Raw genomic sequence first — 16,042 nt, 5'->3', positions numbered from 1 at the left:
ATCGGTTGAGCATTTTCTGTCGGATCTGCCGTCCGGATCCGACAGAAGATGCTCACTCGGCGGGAAAGGGCAGGAATGGCACTGCTTCGCGTTGCGCATCCGGAACAGTGTGCGTCCTGACCGCCTGCCCGCCTCCTCGTAGAATCGTGGGCATGGACATCCCGAGCGTTGCAGTCACAGAGATCCCCGAGGGGGCGCCCATCCTCGACGTCCGCGAGGACCACGAATGGGAGGCCGGGCACATCGACGGCGCCCAGCACATCCCGCTGGCCGACCTCCCGGCCCGCTACGGCGAGCTCCCCCTCGACGACGACATCTACGTCGTCTGCCGCACCGGCGGCCGCTCCCGTCAGGCGGTGGCCTGGCTCAACCAGAACGGCTTCGACGGCATCAACGTCTCCGGCGGCATGGGCGCGTGGAACCTCGACCACGGCAAGCCCATCGTCTCCGAGACCGGAGAGGAACCCTGGGTCAAATGAGCGCACCGCAGACGGGCACCGGCCCGCATCAGGCGCACAGCGCACTCCGGCCGGAGGAGCGCCGCGCCTCGACGGGGCCCGCCCGGGCGCTGCGCCGCGCTCTCCCCGCCGCCCTCACCGCGGCCGCGCTGCTCGCGCTCGCGGCCTGTTCCGGCGACGAACCGGCCGAAGCAGAGCCCGAGGCTCCCGCCGAGACCACCTCGGCGCCGGCGCCGGAACCCACCCCCGAACACCCCGCGGCGATCACCCGCGACTCGAACGTGAATGTGGGCAGCGGCAGCTTCGGCTCCTTCCCCGCCTGCATGCATGCCGGCCCCGTCTCCTTCACCGGCGGCGAGGCGACGATCGACCCCAGCGCGCCCTCGGAAGAGCTCGCGGACACCGGCGCACAAGTGCGCATCCGCCTCACCGACGCGCCCGACTACGTGGAGATCGGCCCCGACGGCAGGGCCTATGCGAGCGTCTCGTTCCGCTGTGATGCCGTCGGCGGCGATGCCCCCGAGGGCGATGCCGCACGCATCGACTCCGGCCACATCATCGTGGGCGGAACGGAGGACGCGCTCACCGTCGTGGGGCTCGTGACCGCGGGTGCCCTCGTCGACGAGGGGCAGGCGGACGGGAGCGGAGCCGCGGCCGGCGGTGCCCAGACGGATGCCGCCGCGGCTGAGGGGCCCGAGGCCGCCTCGGCGGCCCCCGTCCCCCTCCGCGCCCCTGCCGGTCAGGGCGAGGCCTTCCTCCACTCCAGCCTGCGCAACGGCGACGGCTACCGCTACTTCCTCCGCCCCGAACAGGACGGCGACGAGGCGGGCGAGCCGAGCGGCCGCGAATGGGCGACCTTCGACTGGGACCCCGAGGCCGGTGCCGTCGTGCAGCTCGAGCGGTCCGAGGACATCCTCGACACCGTGCCGCGACCGGAGGAGACCGTCGTCGTGGGCGCCGACGGCGACCGCGCGGTGCTCACGGGACAGGAGGACCTCGCCCCACAGGAGGCCTTCGAGACGCTCACGGAGCGCCTCGGCGAGCCCGATGACGAGGAGACGACCACCGTCTCCGACACGGACTACGCAGGCTACGAGCAGCGGACCCGCACCTGGGGCTCCTTCTCCGCGAGCCTCGTCACCCCGCCGGAGGGCACGGACTGGGCCACGTGCCTGGCCTGGGAGGCCGAGCTGGGCGACATCCCGCCGGAGATCACCCTCGACTCGCCCCTGCGCTGGGGGACCTCGCTCACGGACATGGGCTTCTCGGACTCCGCGGTGCGCGAGGACATCGGCGAGACGGCGGCGGTCGTGGACGACGACGGCGACCGGTACGTCACCGAGACGATGAACAGCACGCCGGTCGACGGGATGATCACGATCATCGGCTCGGGCACCGGATGCCGGGACACCCCGGACGCCTGAGACCTGCGCATCTCGCACAGCCCCGCCCCGGGACCGCCGCGGTGACACCTCGTGTCGCCCCGGTCCCGGGGCGCGGCGTCTCACTGGGGGATCTTCGGGGCCGCATGGCGAGAAGAGCAGGAAACCGCCTTGGCCATTGGGCATCATGAGCACATGCGCACACGAGCCGGACACCCCGCCGCGGAGCAGGACCTCGCAGACATCCCCGAGGTCCTCGACGCCTACCACGACATCGTCCCCGACCCCGCCGAGGCGGCGCAGCGGGTGAGCTTCGGAACCTCGGGGCATCGCGGCTCCAGTCTGCGCGCGTCCTTCAACGAGGCGCACATCGCCGCGATCACCCAGGCCATCGTCGAGTACCGCCGGACCCAGGGCATCACCGGCCCCGTCTACGTGGGCCGGGACACGCACGCGCTCTCCGAGCCCGCCTTCCTCACCGCCCTCGAGGTTCTGGCCGCCGGCGATGTGCCCGCCATGATCGACGCCCGGGACGGCTTCACCCCCACCCCTGCGATCTCGCACGCGATCCTCGCGCACAACCGCAGCCGCGCCACGGCGCAGGGACTCGCCGACGGCATCGTCATCACCCCCAGCCACAACCCGCCGGAGGACGGCGGCTTCAAGTACAACCCGCCCCACGGCGGCCCCGCCGACTCCGCGACGACCGGCTGGATCCAGGACCGCGCGAACGCCCTGCTGGAGGCCGGCTGGGAGAGGATCCCGCGCACCCCGTTCCAGCGCGCCTTCCACCTGGAGAACACGCACAACTTCGACTACGCCGAGGGCTATGTCTCCGATCTCGCCTCTGTCGTGGACATCGCCGCGATCCGGGATGCGGGCCTGCGCCTGGGCGCCGATCCGATGGGCGGGGCCTCCATCGACTACTGGGTGGAGATCGGAGAGCGGTTCGACCTCGACCTCACGGTGGTCAACCCGGACGTGGACCCGGCTTTCGGCTTCATGACGCTGGACTGGGACGAGCGCATCCGCATGGACTGCTCCTCCCCGTACGCGATGGCCTCGCTCATCTCCGCGCGCGGCTCCTACGACCTCGCGACCGGCAACGACGCGGATGCGGACCGGCACGGCATCGTCACCCCGGACGCCGGGCTCATGAACCCCAACCACTACCTCGCGGCGGCGATCGACCACCTGTTCTCGCACCGGCCGGAATGGCCCGCGGATGCGGGCGTGGGCAAGACCCTCGTGAGCTCCGCGCTCATCGATCGCGTGGCCGCCGCCTCCGGCCGCCGCCTCTACGAGGTGCCGGTGGGCTTCAAGTGGTTCGTCGAGGGCCTCGGCGACGGCTCGCTGGGGTTCGGCGGCGAGGAGTCCGCGGGCGCGTCCTTCCTGCGGCGGGACGGCTCCGCCTGGTCGACGGACAAGGACGGTATCATCATGGCCCTGCTCGCGGCGGAGATCACAGCCGTCACGGGGAAGACCCCGTCCCAGCGGTACGCGGAGCTGGCAGCTCAGCACGGCGAGACCGCGTATGCCCGCGTGGACGCGCCGGCCACCCGCGCGCAGAAGGCCGCGCTGTCCGCGCTCAGCGCGCAGAACGTCACGAGCACGCAGCTGGCCGGTGACGCGATCACGGAGGTGCGGACCACCGCGGCGGGCAATGACGCGCCCATCGGCGGCATCAAGGTGAGCACGGACTCCGCGTGGTTCGCCGCACGTCCCTCCGGCACGGAGGACGTCTACAAGATCTACGCCGAGTCCTTCCGCGGCGAGGACCACCTCGCGCGGGTCCAGGAGGAGGCGCGCGGATTGGTGGACAGCGTGATCGGCTGAGCAGCGGCTCAGGGGCGGCCTGCTGAGATTCGTGGCACATTCGTCCCCGAGACCCCGGATCGCGAGGATTCCCGGGCCGCTGCGGCCATAGACTCTGGCTCTATGCTGAGCAAGTACTCCGAGATCTTCCGTCTGCCGGGAGCCCTGCAGTTCTCCCTCGCGGGCCTCGTGGCGCGGCTGCCCATCGCCGTGCTCGGGATCGGCATCGTCCTGTTCATCCAGGGCGAGACGGGGTCGTACGAGCTCGCCGGCTTCGTCACCAGCTGCTACATGGTGGTGCAGGCGCTCACCACCCCCATGATCGCCCGCCTCGTGGACGTCTTCGGGCAGGCTCGCGTGATGGTGCCGGTGGTCTGCGTGCACATCACGGCTCTCACCGGTCTGCTCGCAGCCGTGCTCCTGGGCTGGTGGTTCGGCTGGGTGTTCGCCTTCGCCGGCCTCGCCGGTTCGACCATCGGCAGCATCGGCTCACTCGTGCGGGCGCGCTGGAACGCCGCAGTCCAGAACAGCCGACAGCTGGACACCGCCTTCAGCTGGGAGGCCGTCGCCGACGAGATCCTGTTCGTGACCGGTCCCGTGCTCGTCACGGCGCTCGCGACGACCTGGTTCGCACCGGCCGGCGTGCTCATCTCCGGCTGCGCCACGCTGGCAGGGTCCCTGCTCTTCTACCCGCAGAAGCGGACCGAGCCCGTCCCCCGCGGGCGGAAGGCCCCCGGCGGCGGCCGCGTGCTCTCGCATCCGGGCATCCTGCTCGCGGTGGTCTGCCAGGTGTTCCTCGGCATCCTGTTCGGCGCAGTCGATGTGACGGCCGTGGGCTTCGGCGACGAACAGGGGGCCAAGGCCTTCGCGGGCGTCGCGCTCAGCGCCTTCGCCGCGGGCTCGCTCGTGGCCGGCGCCGTCTACGGAGCCATGGACTGGACGATGCCCGTCCGCAAGCGCTTCGTCCTCATGCTCGCCGTGCTGGCCCTCGGCTCGTGGGTGCTCCTGCTGTTCGCGGACGACATGCTCGCCTTCACCCTCCTCCTCTTCGTGGTGGGCGGTGCGATCGCGCCCAGCCTCATCGCCGTGAGCTCGGTCATCCAGGCGCTCGCGCCCCCGCACAGGCTCACCGAGGCGCTCGCATGGATCTCGACGGCTCTCGGCTTCGGGGTGGCGATCGGCTCGGCCGTGTCCGGCAGCATCATCGACCGCGTCGGCGCGCACGAGGCGATCTGGGTCGTCGCGGTCTGCGCCACCCTCGCGTGCCTCCTGGCCTTCGCCGGTCAGCGCCTCATGAACCCCGAGCGCGTCTCCGGCGCCCGGAGCCGCCCCCGCCGCGAGACCGTCGACACCTCGTCCCTGCCCGTGGTCCGCGAGGTCTGAGCTCCTGCCGCACCGCGCCTCTCCCCGCCCCGCCGCGCGAGTTGCCGAACGATCGTACAGCTCCGGTACACTGATCGCACCGTGGCGGTCAGGCTGAGAGATGTGTGGCCGTCATGGCTCTGACTTCCGCACGTCGCCGCCCGTATAGGCTCGGGGCCATGCGCATCCTCCTCGCCTGTGACAAGTTCAAGGGCACGCTCACCTCGGCCCAGGTCGCCGAGGCGCTGGCCGCCCCGCTCGAGGCCGCCGGCCACACCACCGCCTCCGTGCCCGTGGCCGACGGCGGTGACGGCACGGTCGCCGCCGCCCTCGCCGCCGGGTTCTCACCGCGCACCAGCACCGTGACGGGGCCGCTGGGCGATCCCGTCCGGGCGCAGTGGGCGGTGCAGGGCGAGACCGCGATCATCGAGCTCGCCGAGGCCAGCGGCATCGCCCTCCTCTCCCCCACGCGCTCCACCGCGTTCGCCGCGGACACCCGCGGCACCGGGGAGCTCGTGTCCGCCGCGCTCGACGCCGGCTGCACGCGGATCGTGCTCGGCGTGGGCGGCTCCTCCTCGACGGACGGCGGCGCAGGCATGCTCACCGCCCTCGGCGCGCGCCTCCTCGACAGCGCCGGGGATCCGGTCGCCCCGGGGGCGGCCGGCCTCGCAGCACTCGCCTCGGCGGACCTCTCCGGCCTCGATGCGCGCCTCGACGCCGCCGAGGTGGTCCTCGCCTCCGATGTTGACAACCCCCTGCTGGGCCCCCGCGGCGCCGCGGCGGTCTACGGCCCTCAGAAGGGCGCCGAGCCCGAGGACGTCACCCGTCTCGATGCCGCGCTCGCACACCTCCTCTCCGTGCTCGGCCAGGCGCCCGGAGCCGATGCCCGGGCGATCGCCGAGGCCGCCGAGACCCCCGGCGCGGGTGCGGCCGGCGGCACGGGCTTCGGGGCGCTGGCGGGCCTGGGCGCACGGCTGCGCCCCGGCGCGGAGTACATCATGGAGCTCGTGGGCTTCGACGCGGAGCTCGTGCGGGCCGCGGCGGTCGTCACCGGTGAGGGCCGCTTCGACCGGCAGACGCTCAGCGGGAAGGGCCCGGGCGAGGTCATCGCACGCGCACAGGAGCGCGGGCTGCCCGTGTGGGTGGTGTGCGGCGCCTCCGAGCTGGAGGCCGCGGACCTGCGAGGCACGGGGGTCTCGGGCGTTGTCGAGATGCGCGAGTTCGCTCCCGTGGAGACCTGCCTCGCGGAGCCGGAGCGCGTGCTCGCCGAAGCCGCCTCGGCGCTGGCGGCACGCCTCGCCTGACCGTGCCGGCCGCACGTCTCGACTGGGGCGGCCGGCAGGCCTCGGCCGCTGACGCCTCGGCGCGCGCAGGCGTCCGCCCCGACCGCAGAACGCAGAAGGCCGCCCGACCGCTCCGGAGAGCGGCCGAGCGGCACACGGGTCCGTGCGGGGAGGATCAGCTCTTCGCGCCGCCCTCCGGGTTGCCGGGGGTGCCGGGCAGCCCCTTCTTCTTGCGGGTGAGCAGGAGGACGACGAGCACCACGACGGCGAGTCCGCCCACCACGAGCAGGACGATCATGGGCGTCGACATGCCGGAGCCGGCGGCATCGTCCGAGAGCGTGCCCTGGTCCTGTGCGCCCTCCTCGGGCTGGTCCACGGCCGCGCCGCCCAGCTGGGCGCCCTCGCCCTCTCCCTCGGCACCGTCCTGGCCGGCCGCGCCGTCATCGGCGATCGTGAAGGCGAAGGTCCCGTCGACCGGGTGGGAGTCCTCCGAGACGACCCGCCACTGCACGGTGTACTCACCGGGGCCGAGGTTGTCCGGCAGCGCACTGGACAGCGTCCGGCCCTCGACCGTGAGCTCTCCTGCGGAGACGTCCTCACCGCTGGGGTCGAGGACGCGGATCTCGCTGCCGATCTCCTGGATCTGCCCCGAGAACTCGAGCTCCAGCCACTCCGGCTGGGTCTCGAGCTCGTCTCCGTCCGCGGGGTTCGAGGACACGAGCTGGTCGTGCGCGGATGCCGCGCTGCCGAGCGTGAGCCCGAACAGTGTGAGGAGCAGCGCAGCGAGCACTGCGGCCGCCGGTCGTAGGCGTGAGATCACGGGTTGCCTCCTGGGGATCGCATGGTCAGCGCGGCAGCGGAAGGGGTCCGAGGACGGTGGGCTCCGCGCACCGCGCACACGTCACGATTGTCTCCGATCTGCCTGAGAAGTTCCTCCTCCCGGAGGAGCGCGTCGCCGGCGGTTCCCGCCCCTCCGGCCCCGGCGACCGCCTTTTGGGTCCCACATCACACCGCCGTAGGGTTGGGCGCATGACCTCTCACCAGGACTCCTCCCAGGACACCCAGGCCGGGGACCCCGGCATCCGCCCGCAGGACGACCTCTACCGCCATGTGAACGGCGGCTGGATCGAGCGCCATGTGATCCCCGACGACCGCGCCGCCGACGGCGAGATGCGCCGCCTCTTCGACGAGGCGGAGGAGAAGGTCCGCACGATCATCGCCGAGGCCGAGGATCCCAAGGTGGCGAACCTGTTCGCCTCCTTCATGGACGAGGAGACCATCGCCGCCCGCGGCCTCGAGCCGCTCGCGGGTCCCTTCGAGGCCGTCCTCGCAGCGCCCGACCGCGATGCCCTCGTCGCCGCCCTCGCGCGCCTCGAGAAGGAGGGCGCGGGCGGTGCGCTGGCCGCCTATGTCTCCGCGGACGCCGCCGATCCCGAGCACTACGCCCTCTACCTCCACCAGGGCGGCCTCAGCCTCCCGGACGAGTCCTACTACCGCGAGGACTCCCACGCCGCCATCCGCGAGGCCTTCCGCGCCCACGCCGCCCGCATGCTGTCGCTCGCCGGCGTCGATGCGCGCACCGGCCGCAGCGCCGAGGAGCTCGCCGAGGCCGTCTTCGCCTTCGAGACCGCGCTGGCCTCCCACCACTGGGACGTGGTGGCGAGCCGGGATGCGGAGAAGACCTACAACGCGCTCACCGTCGCCGATGCGGCCGAGCGCGCCGGCGCCTTCGACCTGCGCGGCTGGCTCGAGGCCTCGGACATCGCCGGGGCCGGGGGCGAGCCCTCGCACCTGGTCGTCGCGCAGCCGAGTTTCCTCTCCGGCCTCGGCGAGGAGTGGGAGAGGACGCCGCTGGAAGACCTCAAGGCCTGGGCGATGCTGGGGATCGCGCACGCGTATGCGGGCTACCTCGACGCGCCGGTCGTGGAGGAGAACTTCGACTTCTACGGCCGCACGCTCTCCGGCACGCCCCAGATGCGCGAGCGCTGGAAGCGGGGCGTGAGCCTCGTGGAGAACCTGCTGGGCGAGGCCGTGGGGCGCATCTACGTCGCGAGCGAGTTCCCGCCCGAGTCCAAGCAGGCCATCGGCGAACTCGTGGACGCGCTCATCGCCGCCTACGACTCCTCGATCAGGGGCCTCGACTGGATGAGCGAGGAGACCAAGGGGCGCGCGCTCGAGAAGCTCTCCCTCTTCACCCCCAAGGTCGGCTACCCGGACCGCTGGCGCGAGTACCCCGCGGAGATCCTGGCCGATGACCTCGTGGGCAACGTCCGCCGCTCCACGGCCGCCGAGCACGCGCGGCAGGTGAACCGGATCGGGAAGCCCATCGACCGCACGGAATGGCTCATGACCCCGCAGACGGTCAACGCCTACTACCACCCGGTGATGAACGAGATCGTCTTCCCCGCCGCGATCCTGCAGCCGCCGTTCTTCGATCCGGAGGCCTCGGACGCGGTGAACTTCGGGGCGATCGGGGCGGTGATCGGGCACGAGATCGGCCACGGCTTCGACGATCAGGGCTCGCGCTACGACGGCCACGGGCGGCTCACGGACTGGTGGACCCAGGCCGACCGCGAGGGGTTCGAACAGCGGACGGGAACGCTCATCGAGCAGTACGACGCGCTCGTGCCGGCGGGCCTGGAGGCGGACGAGCACGTCAATGGGGCGCTCACCATCGGCGAGAACATCGGCGATCTGGGCGGACTCACGATCGGGTGGAAGGCCCTCGGCATCCGCCGCGCGCAGCAGGGCCGCGAGATCACCGCCGAGGACGGCCGCGCGTTCTTCACCCAGTGGGCGCGCGCCTGGCGCTCGACCATGCGGACCGAGGAGCGCCGTCGCCGCCTGACCATCGACCCGCACTCGCCGGAGGAGTTCCGCTGCAACCAGGTCGTGAAGAACATGGACGCCTTCGCGGAGGTCTTCGACGTGCGGCCCGGTGACGGCATGTGGCTGGACCCGGCCGACCGCGTCACGATCTGGTGAGCTGAGGGCTCAGTCTCCGCTCGTGTCTCAGTTCCTTCTCGTGTCTCGCTGTGCGTCGCCGGAGATCGCTTCCGACGATGCGCAGTGAGACATGAGCGCGAACTGAGACCTCAGCGCGTGAGGACGAGGCGGGCGAAGCGGTCGATGAGCTCGAACCACATCCGGTGATGTCCGTCCCCCTGCTCCGCAGAAGGATCGGGAAACACTCCCGGGTCCAGCCGGCCCAGGCCGCTGTCCTCCTCGATCCGGACGTAGGGTGCGAGCAGCCGGTCCTGTGCGAGGCACTCGCTCAGGACCACCGGCGGTACCCCCGCGCCCCCGCGTCCGGCTCCGGCTCCGGCTCCGGCTCCGGCTCCGGCTCCGGCGACCGTGCCCGAGGCTGCCTCACCGGCACCCTTGCTCCCGGCTCCGGGCGCGGCTGATGTGCCCGAGGCCGCCTCGGCGACCGCTGTGCCCGCGGCCCTCCCCCTCGCCGCGAGTGCGGCCTCACGGACCACGGCCGCCCCGGAGGTGCCGAGGCCCACCACGGGCGTGTCGACGGCAAGCGCGTCCTCGACGAACTCGCGCACCGCGGCCACGGCGTTCTCGTCCGCGTGGTCCGGCACACCGGACACACCGGTGATGATGAACGCGGCGGCGGCGATGGGGCCGGGGATCGGCACCCCCTCGTTGACCTGGAACGGGATGACGTCGACACCGGCGTCGGCCAGCCATTCCAGCGCATGGGGCATGCCGAAGCCGCGGGAGAGGTAGACGAGGCCCACCGGATGGTTGATGCCGGACTCCCCGATGGTCCGCAGCGGCGTGAGCTCGCCGGCGGTGACGGCCACGGGGAGCATGTTCTCCGGCACGGGGGCGGGGCACGTGGCCCACGGGAGGAACGCGAAGGGGTAGACGACCGTGCGGTTGAAGTCCAGGATGACCTTGCCCTGCGCATCCGGCACCCCCACGCCGAGGGTGCGCCAGGCGGGCGTGGACTCGCCGTTGGTGTAGTCGTGGAAGTCCGCCTGCAGACCGGTCTCGGGGCTGCCGGTCACCGTGAGCCGGTGGGTGTGGCCCGCGAGTTCGAAGGCGACCGTGCCCACCGTGACGGCATCGGCCTCCAGGCCGGGCAGGGCGGTGGCGATGCGCACCGTGCGGGGCTCGGGGAACGCGGTGAACGTGCCCGTCACCGTCCAGGCGGGGTCGAGGGGGAACGTGGGCACCTCGACGAAGTTCTGCAGCAGCTCCGATTTGGAGTCGCGCACGCGGATTCCCAGCCGGCCGTCCCGCTCGAGGACCTCGTAGACGACGTGGTCGGCGATGAGCCACGGATGGGAGAAGCCGCGTGAGCGCACCCTGATCCACGGGGTGCCGTCGTCCTCCCGCCCGAACTCCGCGTCGGGGTGCCCCGAAGCGCCCTGCTGGATGTCGAGGGTCGCCGCGGTGGGGCCCACGCTCCGGCCGGGATCCACCCGGAACCGGATGAGGTCGCCCTCGCGCTCGAAGACGCCGGGGGCGGACTCCCACGACGTGCCGCCCTCCTCCAGCCAGTGCAGGGCGGTGACGCTGAGGAATCCGAAGGGCGTCGCCAGCGCGGAGAGGCGCTCGTCGTGCCAGGCATGCCATTCTGATTCGAACTGTTCCACTGAAGAACCTCGAACTGTGGGAAGCTGCGGGACGCCTCACATCCTAGGACACGCCGCTGCGAATCCCTTGGCTCCGGCTGAGAGCCCGGTCGGTGTCGTGCGGGTCCCGTCGCGTCCGGCGCGGGTCCGTCGCAATCGGCACACGATGAGGTCCGGCTGCGCGAGGACAGCCGCACGTAGGCTGGGCGCATGAGCATGCATTCCGTCCACGCACCGGCCGGTCCCGACCGCGCGCGCTCAGCCGCGCATGCGGCCGAGCTGTCCGAGTTCGTCCTCGAGTCCCCCTCGTCCTATCACGCCGCCTATGCCGTCAGGGAGCGGCTGTCCGCCGCCGGCTTCGCCGAACTCCTCGAGGAGGAGCCCTGGAAGCTGGAACCGGGCGGCCGGTACACCGTGGTCCGGGACGGCGCCGTCATCGCCTTCGTCCTCCCCGAGGCGGCCGGCGGGGGCGAGGCGGTGCACGGGGGCGAGGCACCCGGCGGGAACACGGCGGCGAACCCCGCCGAGGCAGCCGAGACGGACTCCGCGCCCGCCGGGTTCGCGGCGCTGCCGCCGTTCCGCGTCCTCGGTGCGCACACGGACTCGCCCGCCTTCAAGCTGGGCCCCGATCCGGACTTCACCGCCGAGGGCGCGCTGCAGGCCGGCGTCGAGGTCTACGGCGGCCCCCTGCTCAACTCGTGGCTGGACCGGGAGCTGTGCTTCGCCGGGCGCCTCGTGCTCCGCGACGGCTCCACCGTTCTCGCCCGCACCGGACCCATCGCCCGGATTCCGCAGCTGGCGATCCACCTGGACCGGAAGGCCAATGAGGGGCTGACCCTCGACCGGCAGCGGCACACGCAGCCCGTCATCGGCCTCGCGGACATGCTCGCCGTCGAACCGGCGGAGTCGGTGAACACGGCCGACGGCGGCGAGACCGAGGCCGGGGCGTCGTCCCTGGTCCTCCGGCTGCTGGCGGAATCGGCGGGCGTCGAGCCCGGAGAGATCGCCGGCACGGACGTGGTGACGTTCCCGGTGCAGGCGCCTGCGCTGTTCGGCACACACAGCGAATTCCTCGCCTCGCCGCGGCTGGACAACCTCTCCTCCGTCTGGGCGGGTACGAGTGCGCTCGAGGCTCTCGATCCGGCCGAGCTCGAGACCATCGCCGTCCTCGCCGCCTTCGACCACGAGGAGGTGGGCTCTGAGACCCGCTCGGGCGCCTCGGGCCCGTTCCTCTCCGATGTGCTCGAACGCATCTCGCTGGCACTGGGTGCGTCGCGGGAGGACCATCTGCGGGCTCTCGCGGGGTCGGTGTGCCTGTCCTCGGATGCCGGCCACGCGGTGCACCCCAACTACCCCGGTCACCACGACCCCGTGACCCGCCCGCGGCTGGGCGCGGGTCCCCTGCTGAAGATCAACGCCCAGCAGCGCTACGCCACGGATGCGGTGGGGGCGGCGGTGTGGGCGCGCGCCTGCGCGGATGCGGGGGTGCGGAGCCAGGAGTTCGTCTCGAACAACACGGTGCCGTGCGGCTCGACGATCGGACCGCTCACCGCGACGCGTCTCGGGATGACCACGGTGGATGTGGGTCTGGCCCTGTGGTCCATGCATTCGGCGCGCGAGATGTGCGCGACGGCTGATCTCACTGCTCTCCGCGACGCCGTGGAGGCGTTCCTCCGCGGGTGAGAGCGCGGCCGCTGGGTGAGCGGTGTGGGCGCGCGGTCGAGGCGGCCGAGGTGAACGGCCCGCGGCGGTGGGTCCGTCCCGCCGCACGGCGTCCCTGTGCGCGCCGGATCTGCGCACCGAGCCCCAAGCACTGATTCTCCGGATCGACACGCTGCAGCATGTCGGTCCGGAGAATCAGTGCGCGCACCCGGAGGTGAGGTGTGATCGCGGAGGCTCAGTGCGGATCCGGCAGTCGGGCGCATACCCGCAGTTCAGGTGGGCCCCGGAGGCACAGTGTCGGAGGTGAGGTGAAGCCCCGGCGCTGAACGCTGTGGCCGGAATTCCGGTGCGGGTCAGCTGCTCAGATGTCCGCGGGCGAGGTGCCGGGAGTCGAACCGGGCTCGCCGGCCGTGCCGGACTGCTGACGCTCCTGCTCCTGCGCCATCTGCTTCTTCTGCTCCTCGACCTGCTTGTGCACGTCCTCCATGTCGAGGCCGCGCACGCCGGAGATGAGCTCTTCGAGCTGCGGTGCCGCGAGCGCCCCCGCCTGCTGGAACACGCCCACGCCCTCACGGAAGACCATGAGGGTGGGGATCGAGGAGATGCCGAAGGCACCGGCGAGCTGCTGCTGGTCCTCCGTGTCGATCTTGCCGAACACGATGTCGTCGTGGGTCTCCGAGGCCGCCTCGAAGACCGGGGCGAAGCTGCGGCAGGGACCGCACCACTCCGCCCAGAAGTCCAGGACGACGATGTCGTTGTCCTGGATCGTCGACTGCAGGTTGTCAGTGGTGATGGTCGTAGTAGCCATGCGGCCACGCTACGCGAGAACCCTCCGTGCGCGCACACCGTCCCGTGGGATTCCCGTGACCGAGGCCTCCGCTCTCCTGCCTGCTGCAGCATCGGCCGGCGGCCCCGCCGGAACCGGCAACCGTCCCTGATCCATCGGGTGAGCGGTTCCTGTCGGTCTGAGCGTCGCAAACCGACGGAAACCGCTCACTCGGTGGGCGGGTGGGTGAGTTGGGTGGGTGGTGAGTTGGGGTTCAGTCCGGGTTGCGCTGTTCGGCGACGAGCAGCTCCGCCTCGGCGAGCATCCACGCCGCCGAACGCGCAGCCTGCGCCATCGCCTGAGCCGCGGAGAACACGAGCAGCCGCCGCAGGCGTGCGAGCTCCTCGGCCGTGAGCCCGCCGCCGTCAAGAGCGCCCTGGCCCGAATCACCCCCGGCTGAAGCTCCCTCTTCCAGGCCGAGGTCCGCCTCGGCGACGAGCACCAGTCGCAGCGCCTCCGTCAGCGCCGAACGCCCCGAGGGCTGTGAGCCGTCGAGCGGGTCGGAGCCGCGGGCGGGCACGATCCCGTCGCCCTCGCAGTCGAACAGCACCGTGTGAAGCGTACCGTCCTCGGCGCGCGCGGACTGCACGAAGGACAGTGCCTGCCGCAGCAGCGGGCCCACGTGCGCCTGCAGGTCCGCGCCGGCCACTCCCTCACCGCCGACAGAACCGTCAGGGGCAGCCACAGCAGCATCCCGGGCAGCGGCGTCCCCGGCAGCAGTGTCAGCGCCGGCCCGGGCGGCAGCAGGCCGTCCCCCACCAGCGGGGGCGACGCCAGCAGGCCGACCCCCTGCCTCACCTCCCGCCCGCAGCACCGTCAGGCAGGCCGCGAGCATGCCCGCGACGTCCGCAAGGCTCGCCGCTCCCGGTCCGTGCAGACCGTGCGTGCTGCTCCGCAGCAGACGGCCGCCGTCATCCGTGTTGGCCTTGAGGATCGCCGCACATGCGCGGGCAGCCGCCGAGGCCCACTCCGGCTCCGCGAACTCCTCGGCCGCCTCGGCGAGCGCAATCACGGCGAGGGCGTTCCACTCGCTCACGGCCTTGTCGTCGCGGCCCGGACGGGCGCGCTCCTGCCGCCGTACCGCCAGTGCCCGGCGGACGGATTCGGCCGCCGGACGCTCCCACGGGGCGAGGTCGCGAGAGGCGGACCCGGCTGTATGCTCCCCGAACACCCAGTCGCGGATCGCGGGCACGCCCACCGGATGCGCGCGTGCGGGGTCCGCGGCTTCGACGGCTTCGAGGAGGACGAACGGGGAGACCGGTCCTCTCTCCCCGCCGACCGGTGCACTCGCGGTGTCGACACTGGCCGACGTCTCGACCGGGTGCTCCTCGGCATTGTCCGCCCCGCCCGCGTCCGCACCGACGGCCTCCGCCTCCTGCGACCGCGCCGCGGGCAGATCGGCCTCCAGATAGTAGGCGCCCTCGGAGTGCTCGCCGCGGTCGTCGAGTGAGTCCGCGTCCAGGGCCGCGGCGAAGGTGCCGTCCGGGAGCCGGAGCTCGGCGAGGAGGAATGCCGCGGTGTCGTATGCCTCGCGGCGGGCCAGCCGGGCGAAGCGGGAGCGGGGCTCACGTGAGCGCTCAGCCCGGTGCCAAGCCGCCGCGGCACGCAGATGGAGGGCATTGTCGTAGAGCATCTTCTCGAAGTGCGGCACGTCCCAGCGCGCATCGACGCTGTACCGCGCGATGCCGCCGCCCACGTGATCGCGCAGACCGCCCGAAGCCATGCCTGCGAACGCCCTCCGCACGGTGCCGAGGAGCTGATCGGCCTCGTCCGCGGCACCGCTCGCAGCTCCGCCGGCGCCCTCACCTGTGCCGCCCTCGCCCGCAGCCCCACCGGCGAACCTCTCCCGGCGGCGGAGCAGCTGGATGAGGGCCATGAGGGGAGGGAACTTGGGTGCCGTGCCGAATCCCCCGTGCACGGTGTCCTCCGCGGAGAGCAGCGACTCGACGGCCGCGGTGAGGGAGTCGGGGTCCGGCAGCGGCGCAGCGGGCAGAGTGAGCCCCGCACCAGCCGCGCCCCGACCTCCGGCTCCCACCGGCAGGCCCACGTCAAGAGGGCTCACACGGCTGAGACGCTCCTGCAGGGAATCGGCGATCTCCTCGGCGCGCTCACGCTGCTCGCTCCAGGTGCGGGAGACGGCGCCGATGACCTGACCGAAGCCGGGCATCCCCTGCCGCGGCTCTGGAGGGAAGTACGTCCCCGCGAAGAAGGGGCGGGCCTGCGGGGTGGTGAAGACGGTGAGCGGCCAGCCGCCCTGACCGCGCATCGCGAGCAGCGCGTCCATGAAGTGGGCGTCGACGCCGGGCAGCTCCTCCCGGTCGACTTTGACGGCGACCACCGCCTCGCGCAGCCGCCGGCCGATCACGGGGTCGGAAAACGACTCCGCGGCCATGACATGGCACCAGTGGCACGTCGAGTAGCCGATGCTCACCATGACGGGCACATCGCGCTCGGCGGCCTCGGCGAAGGCCTCCGGCCCCCACTGCCGCCAGTCCACGGGATTGTCCGCGTGCTGCAGGAGGTAGGGGCTGGTGGAGCTGCCGAGGCGGTTGTCGGCGGGTCGCTGGCCGGGCTCGGGCGTCTGTGTGGACATGCGTCCACCGTCGCACACCCGGCAGCGGGGCAACAGGGGTGCGCCCGCGGCAGCGGGGCAACAGGGGTG

General features: G+C 72.3%; 11 protein-coding genes. 7 read left to right on the top strand and 4 right to left on the bottom strand.

Features of this window, described 5'->3' with window-relative positions:
• The first annotated feature begins 152 nt into the window (after positions 1–152).
• The 5 genes from K318_RS0111140 (at position 153) to K318_RS0111120 (ending at position 6,321) form a co-directional block, all read left to right on the top strand.
• Entirely contained in the window at positions 153–479 is a 327-nt protein-coding gene (locus tag K318_RS0111140) for a rhodanese-like domain-containing protein (protein ID WP_029089545.1), read from the top strand.
• Positions 476–1,882, top strand: a complete 1,407-nt coding sequence (locus K318_RS0111135) for a hypothetical protein (RefSeq protein WP_029089544.1) — start codon at positions 476–478, stop codon at positions 1,880–1,882. Before K318_RS0111140 ends, K318_RS0111135 begins: the two co-directional genes overlap by 4 nt.
• Before the next feature lie 153 nt (positions 1,883–2,035).
• Positions 2,036–3,676, top strand: a complete 1,641-nt coding sequence (gene pgm / locus K318_RS0111130) for a phosphoglucomutase (alpha-D-glucose-1,6-bisphosphate-dependent) (RefSeq protein WP_029089543.1) — start codon at positions 2,036–2,038, stop codon at positions 3,674–3,676.
• A gap of 102 nt (positions 3,677–3,778) precedes the next feature.
• Positions 3,779–5,038: an MFS transporter gene (locus K318_RS21250; protein WP_051297896.1), complete on the top strand. Its 1,260-nt coding sequence runs from the start codon at positions 3,779–3,781 to the stop codon at positions 5,036–5,038.
• Between the two features lie 158 nt (positions 5,039–5,196).
• Positions 5,197–6,321: a glycerate kinase gene (locus K318_RS0111120; protein WP_156913937.1), complete on the top strand. Its 1,125-nt coding sequence runs from the start codon at positions 5,197–5,199 to the stop codon at positions 6,319–6,321.
• A gap of 154 nt (positions 6,322–6,475) precedes the next feature.
• On the opposite strand, the gene K318_RS0111115 is transcribed toward K318_RS0111120, so the two are convergent.
• Positions 6,476–7,120 (bottom strand): copper resistance CopC family protein, encoded by a 645-nt coding sequence (locus K318_RS0111115; protein WP_245579869.1) that lies wholly within the window; start codon positions 7,118–7,120, stop codon positions 6,476–6,478.
• 209 nt (positions 7,121–7,329) lie between these two features.
• On the opposite strand from K318_RS0111115, the gene K318_RS0111110 reads away from it, so the two are divergent.
• A complete protein-coding gene (locus tag K318_RS0111110; RefSeq protein ID WP_029089540.1) occupies positions 7,330–9,285 on the top strand; it encodes a M13 family metallopeptidase in 1,956 nt (651 codons plus the stop codon).
• 110 nt (positions 9,286–9,395) lie between these two features.
• Here K318_RS0111110 and K318_RS25255 read toward each other — a convergent pair whose 3' ends face one another.
• Entirely contained in the window at positions 9,396–10,913 is a 1,518-nt protein-coding gene (locus K318_RS25255; RefSeq protein WP_029089539.1) for a DUF1684 domain-containing protein, read from the bottom strand.
• A gap of 189 nt (positions 10,914–11,102) precedes the next feature.
• Between K318_RS25255 and K318_RS0111100 the strand changes: the two genes are divergently transcribed.
• A complete protein-coding gene (locus tag K318_RS0111100; RefSeq protein WP_051297895.1) occupies positions 11,103–12,575 on the top strand; it encodes a M18 family aminopeptidase in 1,473 nt (490 codons plus the stop codon).
• Positions 12,576–12,915: 340 nt separating this feature from the next.
• Here the strand turns inward: K318_RS0111100 and trxA are convergent, their stop codons facing one another.
• Both trxA and K318_RS21240 read right to left on the bottom strand, forming a co-directional pair.
• Positions 12,916–13,362, bottom strand: coding sequence for a thioredoxin (gene trxA, locus K318_RS21245; protein ID WP_084500072.1), 447 nt, complete (start codon positions 13,360–13,362; stop codon positions 12,916–12,918).
• Positions 13,363–13,594: 232 nt separating this feature from the next.
• A complete protein-coding gene (locus tag K318_RS21240; protein ID WP_051297894.1) occupies positions 13,595–15,973 on the bottom strand; it encodes a thioredoxin domain-containing protein in 2,379 nt (792 codons plus the stop codon).
• Positions 15,974–16,042: the final 69 nt, after the last annotated feature.

Source organism: Brevibacterium album DSM 18261 (assembly GCF_000426445.1).
GTDB lineage: Bacteria > Actinomycetota > Actinomycetes > Actinomycetales > Brevibacteriaceae > Brevibacterium > Brevibacterium album.
The sequence above is the reverse complement of the archived record's forward strand: the minus strand, read 5'-3'. Positions and strand labels throughout refer to the sequence as shown.

What these genes read in the sequence shown, in the direction of transcription:
- K318_RS0111140 (WP_029089545.1), top strand. Translation starts at nt 153, where the DNA reads ATGGACATCCCGAGCGTTGCAGTCACAGAGATCCCCGAGGGGGCGCCC.
- K318_RS0111135 (WP_029089544.1), top strand. Translation starts at nt 476, where the DNA reads ATGAGCGCACCGCAGACGGGCACCGGCCCGCATCAGGCGCACAGCGCA.
- pgm (WP_029089543.1), top strand. Translation starts at nt 2,036, where the DNA reads ATGCGCACACGAGCCGGACACCCCGCCGCGGAGCAGGACCTCGCAGAC.
- K318_RS21250 (WP_051297896.1), top strand. Translation starts at nt 3,779, where the DNA reads ATGCTGAGCAAGTACTCCGAGATCTTCCGTCTGCCGGGAGCCCTGCAG.
- K318_RS0111120 (WP_156913937.1), top strand. Translation starts at nt 5,197, where the DNA reads ATGCGCATCCTCCTCGCCTGTGACAAGTTCAAGGGCACGCTCACCTCG.
- K318_RS0111110 (WP_029089540.1), top strand. Translation starts at nt 7,330, where the DNA reads ATGACCTCTCACCAGGACTCCTCCCAGGACACCCAGGCCGGGGACCCC.
- K318_RS0111100 (WP_051297895.1), top strand. Translation starts at nt 11,103, where the DNA reads ATGAGCATGCATTCCGTCCACGCACCGGCCGGTCCCGACCGCGCGCGC.
- trxA (WP_084500072.1), bottom strand. Translation starts at nt 13,362, where the DNA reads ATGGCTACTACGACCATCACCACTGACAACCTGCAGTCGACGATCCAG.
- K318_RS21240 (WP_051297894.1), bottom strand. Translation starts at nt 15,973, where the DNA reads ATGTCCACACAGACGCCCGAGCCCGGCCAGCGACCCGCCGACAACCGC.